Annotated in this window: 23 protein-coding genes and 2 pseudogenes; 12 read left to right on the top strand and 13 right to left on the bottom strand. The window is 70.4% G+C overall.

Going from position 1 to position 26019, the window contains the following annotated elements; translation table 11 throughout:
- A partial coding sequence (locus tag SACAZDRAFT_RS03045; protein WP_082245287.1) for an MDR family MFS transporter occupies nucleotides 1-1559 on the bottom strand: 1559 nt, incomplete at its 3' end.
- A gap of 188 nt (nucleotides 1560-1747) precedes the next feature.
- Between SACAZDRAFT_RS03045 and SACAZDRAFT_RS03050 the strand changes: the two genes are divergently transcribed.
- On the top strand, nucleotides 1748-2608 hold the full coding sequence (locus SACAZDRAFT_RS03050; RefSeq protein ID WP_005438566.1) for an arylamine N-acetyltransferase family protein: 861 nt from the start codon (nucleotides 1748-1750) through the stop codon (nucleotides 2606-2608).
- Nucleotides 2609-2657: 49 nt separating this feature from the next.
- Complete coding sequence (locus SACAZDRAFT_RS03055; RefSeq protein WP_005438567.1) at nucleotides 2658-5396, top strand: ATP-binding protein; 2739 nt, start codon at nucleotides 2658-2660, stop codon at nucleotides 5394-5396.
- A gap of 15 nt (nucleotides 5397-5411) precedes the next feature.
- On the opposite strand, the gene SACAZDRAFT_RS03060 is transcribed toward SACAZDRAFT_RS03055, so the two are convergent.
- The 4 genes from SACAZDRAFT_RS03060 to SACAZDRAFT_RS03075 all read right to left on the bottom strand — a co-directional run bounded on the left by SACAZDRAFT_RS03060 (nucleotide 5412) and on the right by SACAZDRAFT_RS03075 (nucleotide 10139).
- On the bottom strand, nucleotides 5412-5774 hold the full coding sequence (locus tag SACAZDRAFT_RS03060; RefSeq protein WP_005438568.1) for a DUF1330 domain-containing protein: 363 nt from the start codon (nucleotides 5772-5774) through the stop codon (nucleotides 5412-5414).
- Nucleotides 5775-5818: 44 nt separating this feature from the next.
- Nucleotides 5819-6187 carry a nuclear transport factor 2 family protein gene (locus SACAZDRAFT_RS03065; protein ID WP_005438571.1) on the bottom strand — a complete coding sequence of 123 codons (369 nt, stop codon included), beginning with the start codon at nucleotides 6185-6187 and terminating at the stop codon, nucleotides 5819-5821.
- Between the two features lie 143 nt (nucleotides 6188-6330).
- The gene (locus SACAZDRAFT_RS03070) at nucleotides 6331-6870 is read right to left on the bottom strand and encodes a pyridoxamine 5'-phosphate oxidase family protein (protein WP_005438572.1); all 540 of its coding nucleotides are present in this window, start codon (nucleotides 6868-6870) and stop codon (nucleotides 6331-6333) included.
- Between the two features lie 107 nt (nucleotides 6871-6977).
- Nucleotides 6978-10139 (bottom strand): amidohydrolase family protein, encoded by a 3162-nt coding sequence (locus tag SACAZDRAFT_RS03075; protein ID WP_005438573.1) that lies wholly within the window; start codon nucleotides 10137-10139, stop codon nucleotides 6978-6980.
- Nucleotides 10140-10281: 142 nt separating this feature from the next.
- Here SACAZDRAFT_RS03075 and SACAZDRAFT_RS23115 point away from each other — a divergent pair, with 142 nt between their 5' ends.
- Both SACAZDRAFT_RS23115 and SACAZDRAFT_RS03080 read left to right on the top strand, forming a co-directional pair.
- The gene (locus SACAZDRAFT_RS23115) at nucleotides 10282-10419 is read left to right on the top strand and encodes a hypothetical protein (RefSeq protein WP_176662489.1); all 138 of its coding nucleotides are present in this window, start codon (nucleotides 10282-10284) and stop codon (nucleotides 10417-10419) included.
- Nucleotides 10416-11265, top strand: a pseudogene (locus tag SACAZDRAFT_RS03080) (NAD(P)-dependent oxidoreductase). The gene SACAZDRAFT_RS23115 and the pseudogene SACAZDRAFT_RS03080 overlap by 4 nt, the downstream one beginning before the upstream one ends.
- Here SACAZDRAFT_RS03080 and SACAZDRAFT_RS03085 read toward each other — a convergent pair.
- Nucleotides 11252-11860 carry a TetR/AcrR family transcriptional regulator gene (locus tag SACAZDRAFT_RS03085; RefSeq protein WP_005438585.1) on the bottom strand — a complete coding sequence of 203 codons (609 nt, stop codon included), beginning with the start codon at nucleotides 11858-11860 and terminating at the stop codon, nucleotides 11252-11254. The pseudogene SACAZDRAFT_RS03080 and the gene SACAZDRAFT_RS03085 sit on opposite strands and share 14 nt — an antisense overlap.
- A 105-nt stretch (nucleotides 11861-11965) precedes the next feature.
- Between SACAZDRAFT_RS03085 and SACAZDRAFT_RS03090 the strand changes: the two genes are divergently transcribed.
- Entirely contained in the window at nucleotides 11966-12796 is an 831-nt protein-coding gene (locus SACAZDRAFT_RS03090; RefSeq protein WP_005438587.1) for an SDR family NAD(P)-dependent oxidoreductase, read from the top strand.
- Nucleotides 12797-12876: 80 nt separating this feature from the next.
- A complete protein-coding gene (locus tag SACAZDRAFT_RS03095; protein ID WP_005438589.1) occupies nucleotides 12877-13623 on the top strand; it encodes a glycerophosphodiester phosphodiesterase family protein in 747 nt (248 codons plus the stop codon).
- Between the two features lie 17 nt (nucleotides 13624-13640).
- Here SACAZDRAFT_RS03095 and SACAZDRAFT_RS03100 read toward each other — a convergent pair whose 3' ends face one another.
- Nucleotides 13641-14420, bottom strand: a complete 780-nt coding sequence (locus SACAZDRAFT_RS03100) for a putative protein N(5)-glutamine methyltransferase (RefSeq protein WP_040927644.1) — start codon at nucleotides 14418-14420, stop codon at nucleotides 13641-13643.
- 324 nt (nucleotides 14421-14744) lie between these two features.
- On the opposite strand from SACAZDRAFT_RS03100, the gene SACAZDRAFT_RS03105 reads away from it, so the two are divergent.
- The gene (locus SACAZDRAFT_RS03105) at nucleotides 14745-15038 is read left to right on the top strand and encodes a GYD domain-containing protein (RefSeq protein WP_005438592.1); all 294 of its coding nucleotides are present in this window, start codon (nucleotides 14745-14747) and stop codon (nucleotides 15036-15038) included.
- Between the two features lie 97 nt (nucleotides 15039-15135).
- On the opposite strand, the gene fmdA is transcribed toward SACAZDRAFT_RS03105, so the two are convergent.
- Both fmdA and SACAZDRAFT_RS22290 read right to left on the bottom strand, forming a co-directional pair.
- A complete protein-coding gene (gene fmdA / locus SACAZDRAFT_RS03110) occupies nucleotides 15136-16377 on the bottom strand; it encodes a formamidase (RefSeq protein WP_005438594.1) in 1242 nt (413 codons plus the stop codon).
- 28 nt (nucleotides 16378-16405) lie between these two features.
- A complete protein-coding gene (locus SACAZDRAFT_RS22290; RefSeq protein WP_005438603.1) occupies nucleotides 16406-16687 on the bottom strand; it encodes an FmdB family zinc ribbon protein in 282 nt (93 codons plus the stop codon).
- Between the two features lie 164 nt (nucleotides 16688-16851).
- Between SACAZDRAFT_RS22290 and SACAZDRAFT_RS03115 the strand changes: the two genes are divergently transcribed.
- Nucleotides 16852-17283 (top strand): lactococcin 972 family bacteriocin, encoded by a 432-nt coding sequence (locus SACAZDRAFT_RS03115; RefSeq protein WP_005438614.1) that lies wholly within the window; start codon nucleotides 16852-16854, stop codon nucleotides 17281-17283.
- A 63-nt stretch (nucleotides 17284-17346) separates the two neighbouring features.
- Here the strand turns inward: SACAZDRAFT_RS03115 and SACAZDRAFT_RS03120 are convergent, their stop codons facing one another.
- Nucleotides 17347-18411: a tyrosine-type recombinase/integrase gene (locus tag SACAZDRAFT_RS03120; RefSeq protein ID WP_005438616.1), complete on the bottom strand. Its 1065-nt coding sequence runs from the start codon at nucleotides 18409-18411 to the stop codon at nucleotides 17347-17349.
- 85 nt (nucleotides 18412-18496) lie between these two features.
- Here SACAZDRAFT_RS03120 and SACAZDRAFT_RS03125 point away from each other — a divergent pair, with 85 nt between their 5' ends.
- A complete protein-coding gene (locus SACAZDRAFT_RS03125) occupies nucleotides 18497-20026 on the top strand; it encodes a glycerophosphodiester phosphodiesterase family protein (RefSeq protein ID WP_157606926.1) in 1530 nt (509 codons plus the stop codon).
- A gap of 169 nt (nucleotides 20027-20195) precedes the next feature.
- On the opposite strand, the gene SACAZDRAFT_RS03130 is transcribed toward SACAZDRAFT_RS03125, so the two are convergent.
- Nucleotides 20196-20591, bottom strand: coding sequence for a hypothetical protein (locus tag SACAZDRAFT_RS03130; protein ID WP_005438619.1), 396 nt, complete (start codon nucleotides 20589-20591; stop codon nucleotides 20196-20198).
- A gap of 68 nt (nucleotides 20592-20659) precedes the next feature.
- On the opposite strand from SACAZDRAFT_RS03130, the gene SACAZDRAFT_RS03135 reads away from it, so the two are divergent.
- Together SACAZDRAFT_RS03135 and rox are read left to right on the top strand one after the other, a co-directional pair.
- Complete coding sequence (locus SACAZDRAFT_RS03135) at nucleotides 20660-21442, top strand: glycerophosphodiester phosphodiesterase (RefSeq protein WP_037294942.1); 783 nt, start codon at nucleotides 20660-20662, stop codon at nucleotides 21440-21442.
- Nucleotides 21443-21684: 242 nt separating this feature from the next.
- Complete coding sequence (gene rox, locus SACAZDRAFT_RS03140; RefSeq protein WP_040927895.1) at nucleotides 21685-23133, top strand: rifampin monooxygenase; 1449 nt, start codon at nucleotides 21685-21687, stop codon at nucleotides 23131-23133.
- Nucleotides 23134-23167: 34 nt separating this feature from the next.
- Here rox and SACAZDRAFT_RS22295 read toward each other — a convergent pair.
- Nucleotides 23168-24415, bottom strand: a pseudogene (locus SACAZDRAFT_RS22295) (RNA polymerase sigma factor); the annotation flags it as partial.
- A 53-nt stretch (nucleotides 24416-24468) separates the two neighbouring features.
- Nucleotides 24469-24906 (bottom strand): YciI family protein, encoded by a 438-nt coding sequence (locus SACAZDRAFT_RS03155; RefSeq protein WP_005438624.1) that lies wholly within the window; start codon nucleotides 24904-24906, stop codon nucleotides 24469-24471.
- A gap of 147 nt (nucleotides 24907-25053) precedes the next feature.
- On the opposite strand from SACAZDRAFT_RS03155, the gene SACAZDRAFT_RS03160 reads away from it, so the two are divergent.
- On the top strand, nucleotides 25054-25836 hold the full coding sequence (locus tag SACAZDRAFT_RS03160; protein WP_005438628.1) for an SGNH/GDSL hydrolase family protein: 783 nt from the start codon (nucleotides 25054-25056) through the stop codon (nucleotides 25834-25836).
- Nucleotides 25837-26019: the final 183 nt, after the last annotated feature.

Below are 26019 nucleotides of genomic sequence, written 5' to 3' on the forward strand. Positions count from 1 at the left end.
GCGGCCGTGCGCGCGGTGCGGCGTGGGCCGCGGGTGGTGTGGGCCCGTGCGGGGTTCTGGTCGTCGTCGAGGTCGAGGGTGTCACGCAGCGGGGTCTCGCGGATGAAGAGCACCGCGACGGCGGTGACCACCGCGATCACTGCCGAGATGAGGAAGAGCGTGCCCGTGGCGTCGCCGTAGGCGGCGCGCACGATCTCCTGCACCGGCGCGGGGAGGGCGCTCACGTCGAGGGTGCCGTTGGTGGTGAACCCGCCGTCGGTGGCGATGCCGCGTGCGGCGAGGGATTCGGACACGATGGCAGACACCCGTGCTCCGAGCACCGCGCCGAGGGCGGAGACGCCGGTGGCGCCGCCGAGGGTGCGGAAGAAGGTCACGGTGGCGGTGGCGGCGCCGACGTTGCGCATGCCGACGGTGTTCTGCGCGGCCAGGACGAGGTTCTGCATGACGGAGCCCACGCCGATGCCCATGAGGGCGAGGAAGACACCCATCCACCACAGGTTGGTGTCGTGGTCGACCTGCGACAGCAGCGTCAGGCCGACGAGAAGCACCAGCGATCCACCGACGAGGAACGGCTTGGTGCGGCCGAGGCGCGAGACGAGCCGGCCGGTGATCGTGGACGAGCTCACCATGCCCAGCACCATGGGTAGGGTGAGCAGGCCGGCGATGCTCGGGGAGAAGCCGCGCGCGGTCTGGAAGTACTGCACGAGGAAGACGGTGCCGCCGAACATGGCGGTGCCCACGGCGAGTGAGCCGACGACGGCGAGGGTGAAGGTGCGGTTGCGGAACAGGTGCAGCGGCACGACGGGTTCGCGCACCTTGCTCTCGACGAGGATCGCCCCGGCACCGAGGAGCACGGCGGCGCCGACGAGCACGGCCGTGTGGGGGCTCCACCAGGCGAAGTCCTTGCCCGCGAGGGTGACCCACACCAGCAGCACGGTGACGCTGCCGACGATGAGGGTGGCGCCGAGCCAGTCGATGGAGACGTCGCGCTTGACGACGGGCAGTTTGAGGGTGCGGCCGAGCAGGATGAAGGCGATGACGGCGATGGGCACGCACACCCAGAACGACCAGCGCCAGCCGAGCGGCGAGTCGACGACGAGCCCGCCCACCAGCGGGCCTGAGACCGTGGCGATCGCGAAGGTGGCGCCGATGTAGCCGGCGTAGCGGCCGCGGTCACGCGGCGCGATCATCGCGGCGATGACCGCCTGGATGAGCGCCTGCAGACCGCCCATGCCGATGCCCTGCACGGCGCGGAAGGCGATGAGCTGCGGCATCGACTGCGCGAACCCGCCCAGCACACAGCCGATCGTGAAGATCACGATCGCGGTCTGGTACAGCACCTTCTTGCTGAACAGGTCGGAGAGCTTGCCCCAGATGGGAGTCGTGGCGGTGGAGGTGAGCAGCATCGCCGTGACCACCCACGTGTACTGGCCTTGGGTTCCGTGGAGGTCGGCGAGGATGGTGGGCAGGGCGCTGGAGACGATGGTGGAGGACAGCATCGCGACCAGCAGGGCCGAGAGCAGACCCGTGAAGGCCTTGAGGATCTGCCGGTGCGGCATGGACGTCGTGACGGGGCTCGGGGGCGTCGGGCTGGACGGCGCGGACGTGGTGGCTCCTTCAGGCTGGTGGGGCTCGTCGGTCAACGGGCACAGGTAATTAACAATGCTAACGAAAGAAGTTGTGTGCAGCAACTATGCGTTGGGGGTCGGGTTGACCTCCACCGCAGTGGAGATGCGACGGTGTCGGGGTGACCAGCACGCAGAAGACGACGGCGGTTCCCGCGCTGGACTGGAACGTCAACGCACTCGACCTGGACGCGTATCTCCGCCGCATCGGCGTCTCCGCAGACTCTGTATCGGCGCGCAACCTCGCCGCGTTGCACGAAGCGCATGTGCGCTCGATCCCGTTCGAGAACGTCGACGTGCTCCTGGGTCGGCCCCCGAGCCTGGAGCTGCCCGACCTCACGGCCAAACTCGTGCACAGCCGGCGCGGCGGGTACTGCTTCGAACACGGCCTGCTCTTCGCCGCCGCGCTCGAACGCCTCGGCTACGGCGTCACGCGCTGTGTGGGGCGCGTGGGGTTCACCCGCCCGGAGATGCCCGAAACGCACCTGGTGCTGCTGGTGGACGTCGGCGCCGAGCGGTTCCTCGCCGACGTGGGTTTCGGGTCCGGACTGCTGAGGCCGCTGCCGCTGGCCGACGGCGCGAACACCGAGTACGGCGGATGGCCGTTCCGCCTGCGGCGCGACGGGCGGTACTGGCTGCTGGAAGCCCCCACCGGCGACCCCGGCGACCCCGGCGACGGGTGGCGTGTCGAGCACGGCTTCGACGAGACCCCGAAGCGGCCCGTCGACTACGAGGTCGCCAACCACTACGTCGCCACGCACGCGAACTCGCCGTTCACGCGGCGGCTGATCGTGCAGCGCCGCGACCACGGCGTGTCCCGCAAACTCCTCGGCCGCCACTACCTCGTGGAGTACACCGACGGCCGCCAGGCCGAGTCGACGGTCGTCACCCCCGACGAGCTCGGCGACGTGCTGCGCTCGCTGGACATCGTCGTCGAGGGCGCCGACCTGGCCCGGCTGCGGGAGGTCTACGCCGGGGAGTAGCACGACGACGGTGCGCTCGCGCCGGGTGATCGCGTGCCAGGATGAGCGCATGGGGGTGCTGCACGGGAGAGAAGCCGAACAGGCCGTGCTTGCCGGACTGCTGGCGCGAGCCCGGGCGGGCGCCAGCTCGGCACTGCTCCTGCGCGGTGAGCCGGGCATCGGCAAGACGGCGTTGCTGGACCATGTGGCCGAGACCGCCGGGGACCTGCGGCTGCTGCGCGGCACCGGGGTCGAGTTCGAGGCGGAGTTGCCGTTCTCGGGGCTGCAGTTGTTGCTGCGGCCCGCACTCGACGCTCGCACGGCGCTGCCCGGACCGCAGCGCGAGACCCTCGAAGCGATCTTCGGCCTCGGGCCTGCGACCGGTTCCGAATCGATGCTGGTCGGGCTCGCAGTGCTCTCCCTGCTGGCGGAGTACGCGGGACAGACGGGGTTGGTATGCCTCGTCGACGACGCGCAGTGGCTCGATCGGGCGTCGCGGGACGCCCTCGTGTTCGCCGCTCGTCGCCTGCACGCCGAGGCTGTGGTCATGATCTTCGCCGCCAGGGACGGCGAGGAATCCGGCCCCGAACCCGGTCTCCCGGAACTGCGCTTGTCCGGACTGGGTCCGGACGCGGCGGCCGCCGTGCTCGACCGGCATCCACTCACACCGGCGGTGCGCTACCGGGTGCTTGCCGAGGCGGGCGGCAACCCGCTGGCACTGCTGGAGTTGCCGATCGCCCTGGCCGGCGAAGGCGGCACCAGGTCCTCGCCGGGAGCGCTTCCTCTCACCAGTCGCCTGCAGCTGGCCTTCCACGGCCAGGCCAGCCGGATGCCGGAAGCCTGCCAGACGCTGCTCCTGGTGGCGGCTGTGGACGAGACCGGAGAGCTCGGCGTGATCCTACGGGCTGCCGGCGTGCTGGGGGCCGCCGTCGAGGATCTGTCTCCCGCAGAGCGGGCAGGCCTGGTGGTCCGCGTCGGCGCGGACGGCACCACGATCCGCTTCCGTCATCCGTTGCTCCGCGCCGCCGTCCACCAGCGGGCACCGCTCGGGCAGCGCCTCGCGGCCCACCGTGCGCTCGCCACCGCCCTGAACTCTCCCGAGCACGCCGACCGCCGAGCCTGGCACCTCGCGGCCGCCACCACCGGTGCCGACGAGGCGGTCGCAGGCGCACTGGAACGCACCGCCGCCCGGGCTCGCGAACGCCATGGTCACGAGGCAGCCGCAGCGGCCTACGAACGGGCCGCCCGGCTGAGCGTCGAGCCCGCCGCCCGAGCCCGCCGCGAGGTCCTGGCGGCGGAGGCGGCACTGGAAGCGGGCGATCTGGAGCGTGCCCGAGCACTCGGGGACCGCACGGCGCGGCGGCTACAGGACGGGGACGCGGCAGTGGACGCACGCCTCACCCGAGTCCGGGCATTCGCCCACTTCTGGCAGGGCGCTCACACCACCGCCCACCGGTTACTGCTCGACGGTGCCGCACGTCTCCGCGACACCGAACCGGGCGAGGCCGCAGCATCGCTCGTCCAGGCGATGCACACCTCCTGGTATCTGGGAGAACGTCAGCTCTCGAACACCGTGGAGCGGCTGACGGCGCTGCCGTTGGACGAGACGGATCCCTTCGCGCCGGTAGCGTCCTACCTCGCCCATCTCGCCGGCGACCGGTCCGAGCGACCGCTGCCGCTGGGCGACACTCTCACGGCGATGCGGCAGCGCGGCCGGGTCGCCGACCAGGTACTCATGATTCTCTGCGGCGCGGCGCTCGCGTTGGGACAGGACAGCGACGCTTACGAGTTGGCGACCGCGCTCGCCGCCGAACATCGTGACCGGGGCGGTGCCGGGCGGCTGCCGACGGTGTTGTTCTTCATGGCCGAAGGCGAGGTGTTCACCGGTCGGCACCGCGACGCGCTCGCCACGGCGACGGAGGCTCTGCGGCTCGCCCGGGACACGGGTCAGCAGCAGTGGGTCAGCCAGTTCAGTAGCGTGCTGGCCTACCTCGACGCGGTCGCGGGCAGGGAGTCGGACTGTCGGCACCATGTCGAAGCGGGGCTGGCGGACGCCACCGCGACGGCCATGTCTCCGGGCGCGCCGTGGGCTCACTGGGCGTGGGGGTTGCTGGATCTCGGCCTGGGCCGCGCCGAGGCGGCGCTCACTCGCTTCGAACGGCTGACCCGCGAGCCGATGCGCCATCACCTCTGCGCCACCCGTTCGACCCCCGACCTGGTGGAGGCTGCCGTACGGGTGGGGGCACCGGAACGCGCCGCCGATCCGTTGGCGCGCTTCGCGCGGTGGGCCGGGTCGGTCCGGCAGCCGTGGGCCGAGGCGCTCGTGCTGCGTTGCCGGGGGTTGCTGGCCGCCGACGATCAGGCAGAGTCGTTCTACCTGGCGGCCCTCGCTCTGCACGACCACGAAGGTCGAGCCCTGGAGCGCGCCAGGACCGCGCTGCTGTACGGCGAGTGGTTGCGCAGGGCTCGGCGCAAGGCCGAGGCTCGCACGCACCTGAGCTCAGCTCTGGAGGTGTTCGACCGGCTGCGTATGCGACCGTGGGCCGACCGTGCCCGCGGAGAGCTCACCGCCGCCGGCGTCCACGGCCACCGGCCCTCCGGGCGGGTCGACGGCATGGCCGCCGACCTCACTCCCCAGGAACTGCAGATCGCCCGGCTCGCCGCTCAGGGAATGTCCAATCGAGACATCGCCGCGCGGCTCTTCCTCAGCCATCGCACGGTCGGATACCACCTTTACAAGGCCTACCCCAAGCTCGGCGTCGCTTCTCGTGGTGAACTCGGGAGACTCGCCGAGCAGCTGGGGTTGTGATTCCGAGTTCCCTCCTCACCCGAGGCCAGGGCGCGGCTCTCGCGAAACCTCCCGCATCGCCCGGGCGGCGGATGTCTGGTCGTAGTCCTCGCCGACACCGTCGACCAGGATGATGTCGCCGTCGATGTGTCGTGAGCGCAGCGGCGCGATTTCCTGGTAGGCGGGTGAGTCCCACCAGGCGCGGGCCTCGGCGATCCCGGGGAAGCCGATCATCACGACGTGTCCCGGCCAGCGACCTTCCTTGACCTCGTGCTGCGTGTCGTGGACGAGGAAGCGGCCACCATAGGGCGCAAAGGTGCCGGAAATCCGTTCGATGTACTCGGCGATCTCGGGATGCGGCTCAGCCTCCTGGAGGTGAGCGATGACGTAGGCGGTCACAGTTCTCCTTAACGTTGTCGGTCGGACGATCGACCCGGAAAGATTCAGACTCCGGCGGGCACCACGTCGAGAAAGCCGAGCACCTGGCTGATCCGCCCGTCGTCGCCGATCGCCACGACGTCGAAGCCGATGACCATCGGCTCGCCGCTCCCAGGCCCCAGATGCCAGGTGAAACGCGCGATGTGGTGGTGGGCGTCCACGGCACCACCGAGACTGAAGAAGAGCCCGCCGAACTGTGCCTGGACCGCCGCAATGGTGGCGTCGAGCCCGTCTCTGCCCTGCACGGAGACCAAAGGGTCGGTGTACATCGCGTCGTCGGTGAGGACCTCGGCCAGGATGGCCTGTCGTGTGGGCGGGTCGGTCTCGTTCCAGGCGGCCAGATAGCGCTGGATGAGCTCGAACGTGTCGCTCATGCCTCTCCTCAGTGGTCGTACTCGCTGGTGAACACCAACGTAGGGAGATCACGGCGATGGGGAATCTGACGTGCTTAGGTACTTCTCGCCCGCACCTCGGTACGTCCGGTGCTTGGTCGCCTGCGGACCCGCGCGAGCTTCTTTCACACTGACGGTTGTCGGTCGAGCAGCCCGACGGGGTCGGCACTGTAGGCGACCATCCAGCTGGGCTCGATGCGATACCACACGCTCTCGTCCCAGAATGGTTCGTCGCCGTCGCCGTCGTAGTGGTCGACGAGGTAGTCGCGGACGCTCGGCCAGGTCGGGTCGCTGCCTGTCCCTTCGGGGTTCAGCGGAACGGCGTGTCCGTGTGTGAAAATGCCGAGCTGCTCGCCGCGCATGTAGGTCGCGCTGATGCCGGGCCGCGCCGCGAGATGACGGGCTTTGGCGGCCTGGCGGTGGGTGCCGACGATCCAACGACCGTGCAGGAAGTGCCCGTCGGCGCCGCTGATGCGTGGCTCACCGCGCCGGGTGACGGTGGCGATGGCCAGGGTGCACATGCCTTGGCAGATCCGGACGACCTGCTCGGCGTCCAAGGTGCTGTCACCTGGCCGGATGATCGATTTGAGGTGGCTGCCGGCGCCGGCCAAAGACGTGTCGAGCAGGGCTTGGAGGCTGTGCAGCTCGTCGGGAGTTTCGAACATTCGGCTAGCCAATCAGCTCCCACCGACAATGTCGGCTCAGTGCGTAGTTGCCGACCGGAAGGTGCGAATCCGCCTCCTATCCCTTCCGGCGTATCCGATCCGGCCCTCTAGTAGGCGCTGCAGGAGTGGTCGTAGGCGGCGGCGACCACGTCGGGGGCGTGCCACCAGTAGCGGGCGGCCGCGTCCGGGTTCGCCCGTTGCGAGACGGTCGTCGCGGGAGCCGGTCCGGTGTCTCGTGCGGCTGCCGCGACGAGTGCCGGTTCGTGGTCGCCGGTGTAGGGCGCCAGGAGCGCGTCGCGGGTGTGCAGGTGCCCGCCCACCATGGTGGCCTCGACGTGCATCGCGGCGTCGACGTCGCGGAGCGGGTTGCCGCGCACCATGATCAGGTCGGCGACCTTGCCCGGCTGGAGCGTGCCCACGTCGTCGGCGACGCCGAGGTTCTCGGCGGCGTTGACAGTGGCCGTGCGCAGCGCGTCGTACGGTGTCCAGCCGTAGCCGACGAGCTCCCGCAGGTTGGCGTGCAGACCCGTTCCCACGTAGGCCAGGGGCGCGTCGGTGCCCGCCACGACGCGGCCTCCCGCGTCGGCGACGGCCTGCAGGGCGCGGACCTCGCGGCAGTCGGCGGTGTCGCAGTCCGGATCGGACGGTGCGGTGGTGTTGTCGGCGGTGTCGGCCAGCAGCTCCTGGCGCGTCCACGGCGGGTACAGCGCCAGGCGCGGGTCCGTGGCGATCTCCTCGGCGCCGAGGAAGTCGGTGGTGAACAGTGTGGCGGTCACGGACCGGCGGCCCTGCCCGTAGAGGGCGGCGACGTCGCCGTAGGAGGTGGCGGTGGCGGTGAGCGTGCGCGCGTAGCCGAGGCGTTGGGTCGCGGCCAGGTGGGTGGTGCCGTCCTGCCCGACGTGCGCGCCCGGCGACAGGTAGTGCGACGCCGAGGGCACGCCGAGGTCGTGGGCGGTGTCGATGACGGTGCGCATGCGGTCGGCGGGCAGCCGCACGTAGGTCTTGATCATGTCGTAGTCCAGGGCCTTCGCCCGGGACAGTTCCCGCTCCACCTGTTCGTCGCTGGTGGTGGGGCGCATGAAGTTGTAGTAGACGCGGGAGCCGTCGATCGGCTCTCCGGTGGCGTAGAAGCGGGGGCCGACCCGGGCCCCGGAGTCGAGCGATTCCCGGTCCTCCATGGCTCGATACACCTGGTCGCCCACCGACAGGGTGGAGGTGATGCCGTAGGCGAGGCTGACGCGGCCCTGGCGGTCGCCGTAGAAGCGGGACTCGTATTCCTGGTGCACGTGGGAGTCCATGAGCCCCGGCATGACGGTGAGGTCGGAGGCGTCGACGAACGGGCCGTTGTGGCGGGTGCCGTCGCGGTGCGGGGTCACCGACGCGATGCGGTTGCCGCGCACGACGATGTCGACGTCGTGGCGCAGCTGTCGGCTCTCGCCGTCCCAGAACGCGCCGGCGTGGATGACGGTGCGGCCGCGGGCGGTGTCGGGGCGGTAGTACAGGGGCACGTCGACGGTGCGGGCGGCGCCGGTGGTGGCGTCGGCCAGGCGGAGTTCGCCGTTCGACAGGTACAGCAGGTCCTGGGAGTCGCCGCTCCAGGACGGTGCGTCGGCGACCTCGCCGTTGAGTTCGCGGGCGGGCCCGGCCGGGGTGCCGTCGGCGGTGACGGGCAGCACGCGCAGCGTGGAGTCGACCACGAACGCCATCGACCGCCCGTCGGGCGACCACACGGGACCGTCGTCGCCGCGGGTGGAGAGGGACGCGTGCTCGGCGCCGGGGGCGTGGAAGGTCTGCTCGCCGGTGGCGACGTCCACGGTGAGGATCTGGCTGGTGCCCTCCCGGAACCGTTCCGAGTACGGCTTGACGGCGGCGAACGCCAGCGTCGTGCCGTCGGCCGACCAACTCGGGCGGCCGGGCCCGAACACCGACGGCACGAGTTCGCGCACCGCGCCGGTGTCCAGGTCGAGCACGTAGGTGGCGCCGTCCTGGTCCTGGAACGCGAGCCGCGTGCCGTCCGGGGAGAAGGCGGGGGAGACCTCGGCGCCGTCGAGCGCGGTGACCCGCCGTTCCCGGTCGGTGCGCAGGTCCCGCACGTACAGATCCGGGGTGCCCGCGCGGTCGGCGGCGTAGGCGAGGTAGCGGCCGTCGGCGGAAAACACCGGGTTGATTTCGGCGAAGCGGTCGTCGGTGAGCCTGCGGGGCTTGCCGTCGAGCGGCATGAGCCACAGGTCGTTGAGCGCGACGAACGCGACCTGGGTGGCGTCCGGCGACAGCATCGGGGTGAGGATGCCGCGCACAGCGTGGCGGGAGCGGTCGTCGAAGTCGTGGTCCTTGCGGCGGTAGTCGACGCCGGGCAGCGCGAACGTGGCCTCGAACGGCACGTCGTGGGTGGTCCCGGTGGTGAGGTCGCGGGTGCGCAGGGCTCCGTCGGCGGTGTAGAGCAGGTGGTCGTCGTCGAGCCACTCGGCGGGGAAGAGGAACACGTCCTCGCCGTCGGTGACGGCCCGGTCGTCGATCACGAGGTCGGCGCGGGTGTCGGTGTGGCGCACGTGGGCGAGGTGTTCGCCGTCCGGGGACCACGACGGCGCATGCAGGGAGGTCTGCTCGTCACGCGGTGCGGGCGCAAGGGTACGGGTGCTGCCGTCGGCGGCGACGGCCTCGATCCCGGCGTCGGCGACGTAGGCGAGGGTCCGCCCGTCGGGGTGCCAGGCAGGGGTGTGCTCCTGCCCGGGCGCGTCGGTGCGCCGGGTGAGGTCGCCGGTGGCGACGTCGACGGTCCAGATGTCGTAGGAGCCGCCGCGGTCGGAGGAGAACGCGATGGTGCTGCCGTCCGGTGACCAGCGGGGTTCGCGGTCGTCGAAGCCGCCGTCGGTGAACTGTGTCGGGTCGCTGCCGTCGGGCTCGGTGATCCAGATGTGGAACCGGCCGTCGGCGTAGCCCTGGTAGGCGATGCGGCCGTCGGGACCCACGTCGGGCTGCGCGGCTTCGGCCTCGACCGTGGTCAGGCGTTCGGCGGCGCCACCCCCCTCGGGCACGCGGAAGAGCTGCCCCTGCAGGTCGATGATCACGCTGCCGTCCGGTGCGGCGGCAGCGACGAGGTTGGTGCCCTCGGTGACGGTCACCGGCACCGCTCGGGTGTCCGCTGTGGCGGCCGGATCCGGCGCCGTCACCAGCGACACCGTGAGCACGGTGACGGCGCCGACCACGACCGGCCCCGCCCGACGGGCGGTCCTGTGCTGCGAGACGCTCCTGCGGTGCGACACGGGCATCGCCACCCTCTCCGGTGAGGTCCAGGAGGTCCACAGTGGTATACGCCCGTGTCCGGCGGTATCGGCGAAACGTGGGACGCGCGAGCGGGAACCGGTCACCGGTTGTCGTGCAGCGGGGCCGTCACGGTGCTCCGACCGTGTCGTGCACACCGTTCTGCTGCTGGAACCCCTCGGGCGGCTGGTGCGCTGCCGTGTTGACGACGGCCACGGCCACGAGGACCTCAGCGGCGTCATCGACTACCTCACCACCACGACGAACACCACGGGAGGCAAGCGATGATCACCACCGGCAACACCCGCGAACCGGTCACCGTCATCGGCCTCGGCCCTATGGGACAGGCCATGGTCACCGCCCTGCTCGACGCGGGACATGCCGTGACGGTGTGGAACCGCACCGCCTCCCTCGCCGACACCGTCGCCGACGCGCTCGCCGCGAGCGAGCTGGTGATCCTCAGCCTCACCGACTACCAGGCCATGCACGACATCCTCGACCCCGCCACGGACGCGCTGGCCGGGCGACTGCTCGTCAACCTCAGCTCCGACACTCCACAACGCACCACCGAGGCCGCGGCCCGGCTCGCCCAGCACGGCGCCCGGCTCCTCGTCGGCGGAGTGATGGTGTCCGCCGAACTGATCGGAACGGAACACTCCTACGTCTTCTACAGCGGGTCCTCGCGACTCCCTCGACGCGCACACGCACACGCTCGGCGTCCTCGGCCGACCCGACTACCGAGGGGAGGACCACGCGCTCGCCCAGCTCTACTACCAGGCGCAGCTCGACATCTTCCTCACGTCACTGGCGGCCCACCTGCACGCCACAGCCCTGCTGACGGCCGCGGGCGTGCCCGCCACGACGTTCGCCCCCTACGCCACGCAGATGTTCGACATGATGTCGTACTTCCTGGACGGCGTCGCCGGCGAACTCGAACGCGGCGAGTATCCCGGCGACGGCGCGACGACGACCATGATGGGCGCCACCGCCGACCACATCGTCGGAGCCAGCGAGGCCGCCGGAATCGACACCACGCTGCCGCGTGCGGTGCAGTCGTACCACCACCGCGCCATCGCCGCGGGACACGGTCTGAACGGCTGGCCCAGCCTGTACGAGGTGATCAGGGCGCGCTGACCTCGGCCGCCGGCGCGAACGCCCGCAGGGCCGCCTCCACGAGCCGGTCGGCGAAGTCGGCGGTCAGGGGACCGGTGCGCAGCAGCCAGCGCCGGAACAACGGGGCGTAGAGCAGCTCCAGCACCAGGTCGAGGTCGGCGTCGGGGGAGAGCTGCCCGGCGCGCTGGCCGCTGCGCAGACGCTGCCGTTTGGCGTCCTCGAGCGCGGCGGTGTGTTCCTCGTAGGCGGCGGCCAGCTCCCGGTCGTGCGCCATCTCGGTGGTCAGGCCACGGATCAGCGCGTCGAAGGCGGGGTCGGCGAACTCGGCCGCGGTGGCACGCAGCACCAGCTTGAGGTCGGCCTCCAGGTCACCGGTGTCGGGAAGGGTGATCTCCCCGTCGCTGTCCTCGCTCAACGCGCGTACGGCCTCGAACACCACCGCGCCCTTCGAGGGCCACCAGCGGTAGATCGTCTGCTTGCCCACGCCCGCCCGGGTGGCGATGGCTTCGATGCCGACCTTGGCGTAGCCGTGTTCGACGACGAGGTCGCGGGCGGCGTCGAGGATCGCGCGGCGGGAACGTTCGCTGCGCCGGGGGGAGCGGTGGGAGGTGGTCATGGACCCACCTTACGACGAGACGAGACGAACCGTCTTGACAAACGGGAGAGTCGCTCGCCATAGTTATGGAACGCAACGTCTCGTCTCGTTTAAGGAGGGTCGTCCATGACCCCGCCCCGCACCCGCACCTGGTTCATCACCGGCGCCTCACGCGGCCTCGGCCGCGCCTTCACCGAGGCCGCACTCGCCTCCGGCGACCGCGTCGTGGCCACCGCCCGCGACATCAGCCCACTCCACGACCTCGTCACCGCCCACGACGGCGCCCTCGCGGCACTCCCGCTCGACGTCTCCGACCGCGCCGCCGTGCTGTCCACCATGGACACAGCAGCCACCCTGTTCGACGGCCTCGACGTGGTCCTGAACAGCGCGGGCCAGTTCCACTACGGCATGATCGAGGAAACCACCGAGGAACAGGCCCGCGCCCACCTCGACACCAACCTCTTCGGAGCACTCTGGGTGTCCCAGGCCGCCGTGCCCCACCTCCGCCACCGGGGCGGGGGACACCTCCTCCAGGTCTCCTCGATGGGATCCGTCGGCGGACACGCCAGCGTCGGCCTCTACTCCGCGGGCAAAGCCGCCCTGGAGTCGTTCACCGAAGCACTGGCCATGGAAGTCGCCCAGTTCGGCATCGCCGTCACCATCCTCAACGCCGGCGGCTACGACACCGAACTGTTCACCCGCGGCACCACCGCCACCGAACCCGACCCCGCCTACGCCGACCTGCGCACCGAACTCGCGGCCCTGTGGAGCGAAGGCGTCCAGGACGAGCCCGCCCGAGCCGCCGCCGTCGTCGGCGACATCGTCGACCTGCCCGAACCACCCACCCGCGTCATCCTCGGCAGCACCTCGTTCGACCTCGTCCGCGACATCTCCCGGCAGCGACAGGCCGAACTCGAACGCTGGGAATCACTCAGCCGCGCCGCCGGGGTCGGCTGAACCGAGGGAACACGGCACCCGCCCTCCTCGCGCACTCCGCTAAGTTGGCGCACGGCGTGGAAGGCACCGGGGAGGGCACAGTGCACACGACAGCAGGCGCCGACTGGCTGGCGACGACCCCGATCGCCCACCGCGGCCTGCACGACGACGAGCGGCCCGAGAACAGCATGCCCGCCTTCGAGGCCGCCCTGAAGGCCGGCTACGGCATCGAACTCGACATCCACCTCTCCGCCGACGACCGCCTCGTCGTCATGCACGACGACGACCTCACCCGCATGACCGGCACCAGCGCCAAGGTCGCCACCCTCGACGCCCACGACATCACCCGCCTCACCCTGCTCGACACCGAGGCCACCGTCCCGCTGCTCGACGACGTGCTCGACCTCGTCGACGGACAGGTCCCCGTGCTCATCGAAATCAAACCCGGCGCCCCCGCCCGCCGCATCGGACCCCCGGTCGTCCAACTCCTGCGCCACTACCGCGGCCCCGTGGCCGTCCAGTCGTTCGACCCGCGCATCGTCGCGTGGTTCCGCCGCGAACACCCCACCGTGCTACGCGGCCAACTCGCCACCTCACCCACCACGTTCCCCATACCGCGCGTCCAGAAGGCCCTCCTGCGCACCATCGCCACCAACGCCGTCACCCGCCCGCACTTCCTCGCCTTCGACGTCACCGCCATGCCCGACGCGTGGATCTCAGCCTGGCGCCGCATCCTGCGCGTCCCCCTGCTCCTGTGGACCGTGCGCACACCCCACCACCACGACATCGCACGACGCCACCAGGCCAACGTGATCTTCGAGAACGTGCGGCCCCCACTCCCGGCCTGACGACACACGCCCGACACTCACCCCCGCCGGGGCACGCGCCCCACCACGACGATCGCGTCCCGCTCGTCACACACCCGCACACGCGCCGCCAACCCACCGGCCTCGACCACCCCCACCGCGGTCTCGACCTGCCCCGACGCCACCTCGAACAACACCACACCACCCGGCCGCACCCACCGAGGAGCGATCCCCACCAGCCGCCGAACCCACGCCAACCCGTCGACCCCGCCGTCCAACGCAGCACGCGGCTCGTGCCACCGCGCCTCAGGCGGCAGCCACGCGACCGCCTCACTCGGCACATACGGCACGTTCGCCACCAGCACGTCGACCCGCCCCGCCAACTCCGCAGGCAACGCCGCGTCGAAATCCCCCTCACACACGACCGCCCGCGTCCCGGCCAACGTCCGCCGCGCACACCGCACCGCGGCCGCGTCGACATCCGACGCCCACACCCGCACCCCGGGAACCGACGCCGCCACCACCGCCGCGATCGCCCCCGCACCACAGCACAGGTCCACCACCCGCGATCCGGGCCGCACCCACGACACCGCCGACTCCGCGAGGAACTCCGTCCGCCGGCGAGGCACGAACACACCCGGCTCCACCGCCACGCGCAACCCGGCGAACTCGGCCCACCCCAGCAGGTGCTCCAACGGCACACCCGCCACCCGCCGCGCCACCAACCGCTCCAACGCCGCCGCGTCGGCCGCAGCGTCCACCAACAGCCGAGCCTCGTCCTCCGCGAACACGCACCCCGCCGCGCGTAACCGCTGCACCACGTGCGCGCTGACCACCATCACCGCAGCGTAAACCGCGGGCGATTCGCCGCGAACACCCGATTCCACCCGGTTTCGCCCCCGCCACGGTCGCGACGAGGTCGCCACCGCCGACCAGAGTGGTGTCGCTCCACTCCGGTCCGAACCGGTGGCGCCCTGCCAGTACGCGGTTCGACACCACACGACACCGGAACTCATCGGAACACTCCACACGGCCGCACTACACACGTAGTAACCACAGCAGTTGCCACCCGACGCGGGGACTTTCGACCCTCGCCACCGACGTCACCACTTTCCGATTCTGGACATTTGCGATCGACGCGCCACGAGGAAGGACGGCCCGCCATGACCACAGCCATCGGCTTCCTGAAGTGGACCGACGGGGGAGCACGCGCCTACCGGGACACAGTGGACCGATACGAAGCCACCAACGAACTCGCCAACCGCCTCGGCGTGACGGTCAGCGCCATCTACTGGACACCCGGCGGCCCCTACGACATCGTCTGCGTGCTCGAATCAGACGACCCCGACAAGATCACCGCCTTCGGACTGGAATCACTCACCAAGGGAAACCTGCGACTCCAGTGGGCGACCGCCTACGCTCCGGACCAGATGCGCGAACTGCTGTCCCACGTCTGACACAGCGTGTGCTGGTGGGGGAGCGACCCACCACCAGCACACGCACCGACGGGGGAGCGACCCACCACCAGCACACGCACCGACGGGGGAGCGGCCGTCAGCTGCTCACCGCACACTGCCCCCGATCCACCCTCGTCGGCCCCTGCGCCGACGGCCTCGGATCGAAGTCGAACACGTCCACGGGCAGATACACCGTCGCGCACGAGTTCGGAATGTCCACCACACCCGACAACCGACCCTCGATCGGCGCCGCACCCAACAACAGGTACGCCTGCTCCCGCGTGTACCCGAACTTCGTCAGATAGTCGATCGCGTGCAGGCACGCCCGCTTGTACGCCAACTGCGAATCGAGATACCGCTGCTCACCCGACTCCGTCACCGACAGGCCCGAGAACGCCAGATACTCCGAGTACTGCGGCTCCACCCGACCCGGGATGAACATCGGAGTCTCCAACCCGTAAGCCTGCATCCCACCCTTGATCAGATCCACGTGCAGGTCGATGTAGCCGCCCATCTCGATCGCCCCGCAGAAGGTGATCTCCCCATCGCCCTGACTGAAGTGCAGGTCACCCAACGACAGCTTCGCCCCCGGCACGAACACCGGATAGAAGATCCGCGAACCCCGCGACAGGTTCTTGATGTCCTGGTTCCCACCGTTCTCCCGCGGCGGAGCCGTCCGCGCCGCCTCCGCCGCCACCCGCTCGAACTCCGCCCCGGACAACGACCCGAGCAACGCGTTGTGCGGCTCCGGCGGCAACGCCAACGGCGGCACCGCCGACGGATCCGTCGCGATCAGATCACCCTCACGCCCGTTCCACCGCGCCAACATCTCCGCCGACGGCGCCGTCCCCATCAGACCCGGATGCGCGATGCCCACGAACGACACCCCCGGCAGATGCCGCGACGTCGCCGTCTGCCCGTGGAAGTCCCACACCGCCTTGTACGCGTCGGGGAAGTGGTCGGTCAAAAACCCACCACCGTTCTCCCGCGCGAAAATCCCCGTGTAGCCCCAACCCTGGCCCGCCACCGGACCCTGCTCCTGCGGCACCGGACCGAGCTCCAGAATGTCCACCAACAACAGGTCACCGGGCTCGGCGCCCTCCACCGCGATCGGCCCCGACAACTGGTGCACCATCGAAATGTCACAGTCCCGCACATCGTTGGCCGAGTCGTCGTTGTAGATCGTGCCGTCGAACCACTCCCGGCACTCCACCCGGAACTCCTCACCCGGACGCACCGTCACGGCCGCAGGCACGTCCGGATGCCACCGGTTGTGCCCCAACACCTCCTGCTCGGCGAACCGACGCGACTGATCGACGCGAAACTTCACTTCAGGCATGGGAAAACTCCCTCACAACCCTGTTGGTTCACGGACGAGGCAACCGCGCGTGCCGAGGATCCCGGCTCACCCGCGCCGCCCCCGACGCCGGAGGAAGCCCCGACACGACCTCCGGCTGTTCCGCACTCCGCTCGGTACTCTCCAGAGCCCGCCACATGGCGGCATCACCACGACGCACCCGCGGAGCGGTGAAGCGACGCCCCGCCGACCCGCCACACCGAGGACACGCACGCCGGGGCGCGGCCGACCCCATCGGCGCCCGCACGTCGAAATCGCCACACTGCCGACACCGGTACGAGTAGGTCACCATCTGCGCGCCACCTCCATCGTGGTCACCGATGACTTCCCGGCGTCCACCCGGATAAACGACCGCACCCGCGGCACCGACATCGCCGAGTGGTCACACCCACCCAACCAAGATCAACTCAAGCTATGATCCCCACCGTTCCCCCCACACAGGAGAGAAGGAACCCGATGAAGCGCACCATGCGCACACTCGCCGCCACGACCGGCATCGTCACCGTTCTCGCCGGCACACTCGTCACGGCCGGTACCGCCGCCGCCGAGGACGCCGCGACGACCAACCAGTCCGGCATCCGCATCGTCGCGCAAGCGCACACCGACGAAGGTGGCTGGATCGAATACGCGATCGACGACCTCGCCGACGGCGTGACGATCCAGGCCGTGGAGGAGGTCGGCGGAGGCATCTGGAGTCACGGCGCCACCGCCAACGCCGCAGGCCAGAAGAGCTGCTATTCGCAGTACCGGCACGACTCCGTCGCCCACGGCTCCTCCGTGGAGATGGACGGCAGCAAGGACTCCGACTGGGTCGGACCGGGCGCGGTCTCCTCGGCCCGCGTCACCAAGTACACCACCGCCACCTGCAAGACCTACTGGCGCAAGTGACCACCGGTGTCGCTGCCGGCCCACGGCATCCCCGCCACCGGCAGCGACACCACCCGGCACACCTCACGGCTGCGCCAGGGGAGAACCCTCGATCGCCTCCGCCGCCGCACTCATCGAGTCGTCCATGTACACCGACGTCGTCGACAGGCTCGCGTGCCCCGCGATCTGCGCCACCGTCGCGATGTCCACCCCGGCACGCGCGAGGATCGTCAACGCCGTGTGCCGCAACGAGTGCGGCGTCGCCCGCCGCCCCAGGAACTCCTTCGTGTAGCGCTGCACCATGCGCTGGACGTCCCTCGGCGCCAGCCGCCAACCCCGGATCGACACGAACAATGCTCCCGCCGCGTCGTCGATGCGGCGTCGCTCGGCGGCGTCCCGCGCCGAGCGCGGCGACGGGGGAGCGGGACGCTCCTCGGCGAGGTAGCGCTCGATCAACTCCGCCGTGGGCTGTGACAACGGCAGGTCCCGATCCTTCTGTCCCTTACCGCGGACGTGCAGCACGGGCGTCCGGGTCTCCTCGTGCAAACGGATGTCGCTGCGATTGGCGCCGCACAGCTCCGACACCCGCGGTCCCGACTCGACCAGCAGCCGCAGGATGGCCTCGTCGCGCAGACTCAACCGCTGGTCGGCCCGCAACTGCCCGGACGCCCGCGCCGACGGCGCGCCACGCAGCACCAGCGCCTCGTCCAACCGGAGCCCGACCCGAGACCCCGCCGCGCGACTCGGAGTGCGAGGTGGGGTGACCTTCAACGTCGGATCGACCTGCACGTATCCCTTGTCGGCCGCCCAGCGGAACAGCCCCCGTACCGCGGCGAACCACCTGGCCAGCGAATACGGCCCTCGACCAGGGGGAGTGGAGCCGTCCTCGGCGATCTTCAAACCGACGCGGTAGCGACGGTCGGGCGCCTTGGCCAGCCTGGTCATGGCGATCTCCAGATCGTCGGCCTCGATCGAGTCCAGGTCCGTCTCCGGGCCCAGGAGAGTGGTGAACTCGTCGAGATCGCGACGGTAGGAGGTGAGCGTGGAGGTGGCCAGTTGCCCCCGCAGCACACGCCGTTCGAGGATCTCCAGATATTCCAGCGTCGCGTCGCGGACCGTGATGTCGGACAGCCGTTCCGGTTTCGCCACACCAAGATCATAGCCGAGTCGTGGAATGCACAATACACGACATGGCTTCACGTTCGGTCCGGAACGGCGCCGAGCGAGGGGACGGATGTCCGCCAGTGTTCACGCGACACTGACCCGACGATCACGGCACCGCTACGACACCGTCGACTCGCGCGACGACGCTGAGTCCCTCGCGCGACTCGCGAGCAGGCACCGAGAAGGGAACCTCATGCTGCGCACCGCCCGAAGAAGTGTCGTCCCCGCCGCACTGCTGGCCCTGGTCGCTCCACTCGGGGTGACCCCGGCACACGCCGCACCCACACCGTCGTGGCAGAACCTGTCCGCCGCACTGCACGACCACAGCGACGACGCGCCACTGCTGATCGCCGCCCACCGCGGCCAGTGGCGGGAAGCCCCGGAGAACTCGCTCGCCGCGATCGAGGCGGCGATCCGGGACGGCGCCGAGATCATCGAACTCGACGTCATGCGCACCAAGGACGACCACCTGGTCCTGATGCACGACACCACCGTGGACCGGACCACCGACGGCACCGGGGCCGTCGCCGACCTGACCCTCGCCCAGATCAAGGACCTCCGGCTCAAGCAGGGCCTGGGCGGCGATCAGGCCGCGCTCACCGAGCACCGGGTGCCCACCCTGGAGGAAGCCCTCGACGTCCTGCGGGGCCGCGCGTTCGTCAACCTCGACAAGGGCTGGTCCATCCGCGAGGACATCTACCGGGTGCTGGACGAGACCGGCACCGTCGACCACGGACTCTTCAAGAGCAGCGCGCCGGTCGCCGAGGTGGACGCCTTCCTCGCCGACCACCCGGACGCCCTCTACCTGCACGTGGTGAACGACGCGAACACCGACAGCATCGGCGCCTTCGCCACCGACCCCGTCGCCTACGAGATCGTCTTCGACGACCTCGCCGACGCCCAGGTGCAGCCCGAGGCGCTCGCCGAGGTCCGCGAGACGAGCCGAATCTGGATCAACTCGATGTGGGAGTCGCTCGCGGCCGGCATGACCGACGAGACGTCGCTGCGCGACGAGGACCTGGGCTGGAAGCGCCTGGTGGACGACTTCGGCGCCAGCATGATCCAGACGGACAACGTCGAGGCGCTCGACTACTGGCGCGACGGTGGCGACCTGGACCGCTACGGGTACCTGCCCGGGAAGGACCGCACGGTGCGGGTGCAGGGCGAGGACTACGCCACCGGCGGGGAGGGCGTCGCCTACCACGACCTCGATCCCAACCGCTGCACGGTGATGCGGCTCGACGAGGGCGTCGACATCTGCTCCAACCGGGGTGCGATCGGCGTCAGCTGGATCCGTGGCGGGGAGTGGATCCGCTACCAGGTCGAGGTGCCGAAGACCGGGCGTTACCGGGTGTCGGCGCGGGTGTCGTCGCCGTACTCTCCGGCGGGTTCGGTGGTCCTGGAGTGGGACGGCAAGGCCGGTGCCGTGCGCGAGATCCGCAACACCACCCACCACGGCGCCTTCGAGCTGCAGCCTTTGGAGACCACGTTCCTCACCCAGGGCACGCACGATCTCGTGGTGCGCATGCCCGAGGGCTTCCAGAACTTCAACATCGACTATCTGCAGCTCGACCGCGGCGTGCCGCCGGTGCGTGCGTAGTCGTCGGCCGGTCGACGAGCGCCGGGTGCGAGTGGGTGCCCGGCGCTCGGGATCGTGATGAGGGGAGTTCCCGGCCACCCCGCTCCACGTCTACTTAACATAATGTCTCTTATCGGCGTTATGGATAAATCCTGGTGGGGCGGGACGCCCGGCCGGTTCGGTGCCCGGCTCAGCGCAGTCGTTCGAGTTCGTGCGCCGCGCGTGCGAGTTCGGTCGCCAGGTCGCGCAGTTCGTCGACGCCGGCGCCTTCGCGGGCTGCCGTGGCGACGTCCTCCGCGGCGCAGCGCACCTGGAACAGCCGGTCCTGCAACACGGCGACCTCGTCCGTGGACAGCACGACGGCGTCCTCGGGCAATCCGCTGCGCTGCACCGCCGTGCGGCGTTCGTAGGCGCGTTGGCGGCACGACTGCCCGCAGTACCGTCGCCGCCGCCCGGCGGTGCTCGACAGGTCGAGTCGGCGGCCGCACCAGCCGCAATGCTCCGGTGCCTTCACACGGCGCACTGCCGCGATTTCGTCACGTGACGTTTCAGTGCGGGTGTCGTCGCCTACGCGCAGTTCGCTCATCCCGCGCGACATTAGCCGTTGGTCACGTGCTCATGCCGTGACCACGCCGGGGAGGCAGACTGATGACCATGACGCTCACCCACCCTTACCTGGCGGACCCGCCGCCCCGCGCCTTCGCCCACCGCGGTTGGCACGTGGGTGATCTGTCGGGCATGGAGAACTCGCTCCCCGCGTTCCGGCGCGCTGTGGCCGAGGGTTACCGCTACGTCGAGACCGACGTGCACGTGACGTCGGACGGCACCGTGGTCGTGCACCACGACGCGACGCTCGACCGCACGACCGACCGCACGGGCGCGATCCTGGAGCAGCCGTGGTCGGTCGTGCGGCGCGCGAAGATCGGCGGCCGGGAGCCGGTGTCGCGTTTGGAGGACGTGCTGGAGGAGCTTCCGGACGCGTTCTTCAACGTCGACGTCAAGTCGGATGCGGCGGTGGAGCCGTTCGTGCGGGTGCTGCGGCGGCAACGCGCGTTCGAGCGGGTCGCGGCGGCGGCGTTCTCCGATGCGCGGTTGACGCGGTTGCGGAAGCTGGCGGGCCCTCGCCTGCTCACGTCCCTGGGTCCGCGGTCGGCGGCGTTGGTGCGGGCGGACGGGTGGTTTCCGTTTCTGCGGTTGGGGTCGTTGAGCCGGGGTGCGCTGGCGCAGGTGCCCCTGCGGCAGGGTCCGGTGACGGTGGTCGACAAGGCGTTCGTCGCGGCGGCGCATCGGCTGGGTCTGGAGGTGCACACGTGGACGATCAACGACAGGGAACGGATGCGGTCGTTGCTGGATTTGGGTGTGCACGGGATCGTCACCGACCGGCCGGATGTGCTGCGTGAGGTGTTGATCGAGCGAGGTAGCTGGCCGTCGCGGTGATACCGCTCCCCTCCCCCGTGTGCTGGATCGTCGAGGAGGGTGGTGTCCGTCCTGAACGGACGTGAGGACGCGGGTGACAACGGACTTCTCCCCCGCCACCTTCAAGGTATATCGCTGTGGGGGGCTTGCCGCAAGCCCCGGGTGATGCCGCAGACTCCCCTTCTCTGAGCCAGGCCACGCGCGTCCGCGAACGCACTGGACGTGTTGGGGCGGCTGGCTGACGACTTCAGGGGGTTTCTGTGGTGTTCGACGTCATCGTGGTCGGTGGCGGGCCGACCGGTTCGATGCTGGCCTGTGAGTTGCGGTTGCACGGGGTGAACGTGGTCGTGCTGGAGAAGGAGCCGGCGCCGGCGCCGCACGTCAGGTCGCTCGGTCTGCACGTGCGCAGCATCGAGGTGCTCGATCAGCGTGGGCTGTTGGAGCGGTTCCTCGCTCACGGTCGGCAGTACCGGCTCGGCGGCTACTTCGCGGGGATCGACAAGCCGTGGCCGTCCGACCTGGACAGCGCCCATTCCTACATTCTCGGTATTCCGCAGCCGGTCACCGATCGGCTGCTGGCCGAGCGTGCGGTCGAGCTCGGGGCCGAGATCCGGCGGGGTTGCGAGCTGGTCGGATTGAGTCAGGACGACGGTGGGGTGACGGCCGAGTTGGCAGACGGGACGCGGTTGCGGTCGCGGTATCTTGTCGGGTGCGACGGTGGCCGCAGCACGGTGCGCAAGGTCCTGGGTGTCGGTTTTCCCGGTGAACCGGCCCGGCGTGAGACGTTGCTGGGCGAGGTGGAGTTGGCGGCGGACCCGGAGACGGTGGCTGCCGTGGTGGACGAGGTGCGGGGGACGCGGAAGGACGTCGGCGCGGGTCCTCTCGGTGACGGGTGGTTTCGCGTGGTCGTGCCCGCGGACGGGGTCGCCGAGGACCGTTCGACGCCGCCGACGCTCGAGGAGGTGCGGCGGCAGCTGCGGGTTCACGCCGGGACGGATTTCGGGGCGCGGTCGGCGCGGTGGCTGTCGCGCTTCGGTGACGCGACCCGGCTGGTCGACCACTACCGCGTCGGGCGGGTGCTGTTGGCCGGTGACGCGGCCCATGTGCATCCTCCGCTGGGTGGGCAGGGGTTGAATCTCGGTATCCAGGATGCGTTCAACCTCGGGTGGAAGTTGGCCGCCGAGGTGGCCGGCTGGGCGCCGGAGGGGTTGCTCGACAGCTACGAGGCGGAACGGCGTCCGGTGGCCGTAGACGTGCTGACCAACACGCGGGCGCAGGCGGAGCTGATGTCCACCGAGCCGGGTCCGGTGGCGGTGCGGCGGTTGCTGTCGGAGTTGATGGACTTCGAGCAGGTGAACCGGTTCCTGATCGAGAAGATCACGGCGATCGGGGTCCGCTACGCGTGCGGCGAGGGGCACGACCTGCTGGGGCGTCGGATGCGGGACGTGCCGTTGCGGCGGGGACGTCTGTACGAGCGGATGCGGGAGGGGCGGGGGTTGTTGCTCGATCGGACCGGTGGGCTTTCGGTGGCGGGCTGGGCGGATCGGGTGGATCACGTCGTCGACGTCGGTGACGGGTTGGCCGACCTGGGTGTGGCCGCGGTGTTGCTGCGCCCGGACGGGCATGTCGCGTGGGTCGGCGATGACCACGGTGACGACCAGCGGGAACTGGCCGACCGGTGCCGTCGCTGGTTCGGTGCGGCGGTGAGCTGAGGTGCCCGGCCGTCAGCCGGTGCAGGTGCTCCGCGTGCGCGGCGGCGGCGCGGGCCCGCCGCTCCAGCAGCGCGCGTTCGCGGGCGTTGCGGGTCAGTTCGGCGGCGCGGGTGAACTCGCGGTGGGCTTCGGTGTGGCGGCCGAGCTTGGTGAGGAGGTCCCCGCGCACGCTGGGCAGCAGGTGGTAGCGCGCGAGGGCGGGTTCGTCGCGGAGGCGGTCGACCAGGTCGAGCGCGGGTGCGGGGCCGTCGGCCATGGACACGGCGACGGCGCGGTTGAGTTCCACCACGGGTGACGGGTGGACTCGCGCGAGGGTGGCGTACAGGTGTGCGATGCGGTGCCAGTCGGTGTCGTCGGGTGTGGTCGCGCGGGCGTGGCAGGCGGCGATCGCGGCTTGCAGGGTGTACGGGCCGGGAGCGTCGGTGAGGGTGAGAGCGCGGTCGAGTGCGGTGAGTCCGCGGCGGATGAGGAGGCGGTCCCATCGGGTGCGGTCCTGGTCGAGCAGGAGGACGGGTTCGCCGTCGGGGCCGGTGCGGGCGCGGGTGCGGGAGGCCTGCAGTTCCAGGAGGGCGACGAGGCCGTGGACTTCGGGTTCGGTGGGGGCGAGTTCGGCGATCATGCGGCCGAGTCGGAGGGCTTCGGAGCACAGGTCGGTGCGGATCCACTCCTCGCCCGACGTGGCCGCGTAGCCCTCGTTGAAGATCAGGTAGACGACTTCGAGGACCGAGGACAGGCGGGGTGCGAGGTCGGAGGCGGCGGGGACTTCGAAGCGCACGTGTTCGCGGGTGAGGGTTTTCTTCGCGCGGCTGATGCGCTGGGCCATGGTGGGTTCGGGGACGAGGAAGGCGCGGGCGATCTCGGCGGTGGTGAGGCCGCCGAGGACGCGGAGTGTGAGAGCGACGCGCTTGTCCGTGGAGAGCACGGGGTGGCAGGCGGTGAAGACGAGGCGGAGCACGTCGTCGGTGATGTCGTCGACGTCGGGTTCCTCGAACTCGGTGTGCGTGGGGGTGTCTCGGCCGAGTTCGTCGAGTTTGCGTTCGAGCCGCCGGCGGCGGCGTAGTTCGTCGATGGCGCGTCGTTTGGCCACGGTCTGCAGCCAGGCTCCCGGTTTGGTGGGGATGCCGGAGACGGGCCACTGTTCCAGGGCGGTGACGAGGGCTTCCTGGGCGAGTTCCTCGGCCAGGTCGAGGTCGCGGGTCCAGCGCACGAGTGAGGCGGTGATGCGGGCGGAGTCGATCCGCCAGACCGCGTCGAGGACACGGCGCACCTCGGTGGTGTCCACGCGGGCTATTCAACCAGGTGAGCCGTGCCGTCGACGCGTTCGGGGCGGGTCGCTCAGCGGGTGAGCTCCTCGCGGCGTCGGGCTTCGGCCTCGCGCATGCGGGCTTCGGCTTCCTTCACTTCGGGGGTGAGGGCGTCGCCGAAGTCGTCCTCGGTGAACACGCGGCGGATCTCGATCTGGCCGCCGGGGCCGAGTGGGGCGCGGCGGGCCCACTCGATCGCTTCGTCGCGGGAGGAGACGTCGATGACCCAGTATCCGGCGACGAGTTCCTTGGCCTCGGTGAAGGGGCCGTCGGTGACGGTGGGTGTGTTGTTCTCGTCGAAGGTGACGCGGGCGCCTTCGGAGCTGGGGGCGAGTCCGTCGCCGTCGAGCATCACTCCTGCCTTGACGAGCTGCTCGTTGAAGGCGGTCATCTCGGTCAGTTCCTGCTCGGTGGGCATGCCGCCGGCTTCGGAGCGCTCGTCGGCCTTGACGAACATCAGGTAGCGCATGATGTGTTCCTTTCGGGTGTGGGTGGGCGTGGTGCCCGCCTCTGTATTCCCGTCGAACGGGCGCTGCCTTTCTCGACACGGTCGCGGATTCTTTTCTGTGACGAGCGTGCGCGGGCCCACAGGTGCGGTGTCGTTAAGGTTTCGACCATGTTCTCGCGCTTCGTTGCTCTGGGTGACTCGTTCACCGAAGGGGTCGGTGATGACGACCCCTCCTCCCCCAATGCCGTGCGTGGGTGGGCCGATCGGGTCGCCGAGCAGTTGGCTCGGGCGCGGCCGGGTCTGGCCTACGCGAACCTGGCGATTCGGGGGCGGCTGCTGCCCCAGGTGCTGGCCGAGCAGCTGGAGCCGGCGTTGGAGATGAAGCCGGATCTCGTGACGCTGTACGCGGGCGGGAACGACTTGATGCGGCCGAAGGTGGACGTCGACGCGTTGTGCGACGACTACGACGCGGCGGTGGAGCGGCTGGCCGCCACGGGCGCCACCGTGGTGTTGTTCACCGGCGTCGACGGTGTGGAGGACCCGATCTTCCGGCGGATGCGGGGCCGCACCGCCGTGTACAACGAGCACGTGCGGCTGATCGCGGCCCGGCACGGCGCGCGGGTGGTCGACCTGTGGGCGATGCGCGCGTTGCGGGATCGGCGGGTGTGGTCGGCGGACCGGATCCACCTGAACACCGACGGGCACGTGTTGGTGGCGGCGGAGGTGCTGGATGTCCTGGGCGTCGAGCACGAGGTCACGCCGACGCCGCTGGGTGAGGCGGTCGTGTTGAGCCGGGCGCAGCAGCGGGCGCAGAACCTGCAGTGGGCTCGGGAGCACGCGCTGCCGTGGATCGGGCGGCGGTTGCGGGGCACGTCCTCCGGGGACGGGCTCCGCCCGAAGCGGCCGACGCTGGAGCCGGTGACGGTGGCCGAGGCGGCGTCCGGGGACTGACCTGTGCGCGGTCGACGGTAGGAGACGCGAGAAGGGGGCGGCGCCGGTGGGTGCCGCCCCCTTCGTCATGGGTTGGTCAGGTGCTCGTCAGGCGTCACTGTCGGCCGAAGGGCGGGCCCTGCGGCGGCATCTGCCCGCCGTGCGGGGGCGGGTAGTGACCCTGCTGCGGTCCGCCGTACGGCG

Source organism: Saccharomonospora azurea NA-128 (assembly GCF_000231055.2).
Classification (GTDB): domain Bacteria; phylum Actinomycetota; class Actinomycetes; order Mycobacteriales; family Pseudonocardiaceae; genus Saccharomonospora; species Saccharomonospora azurea.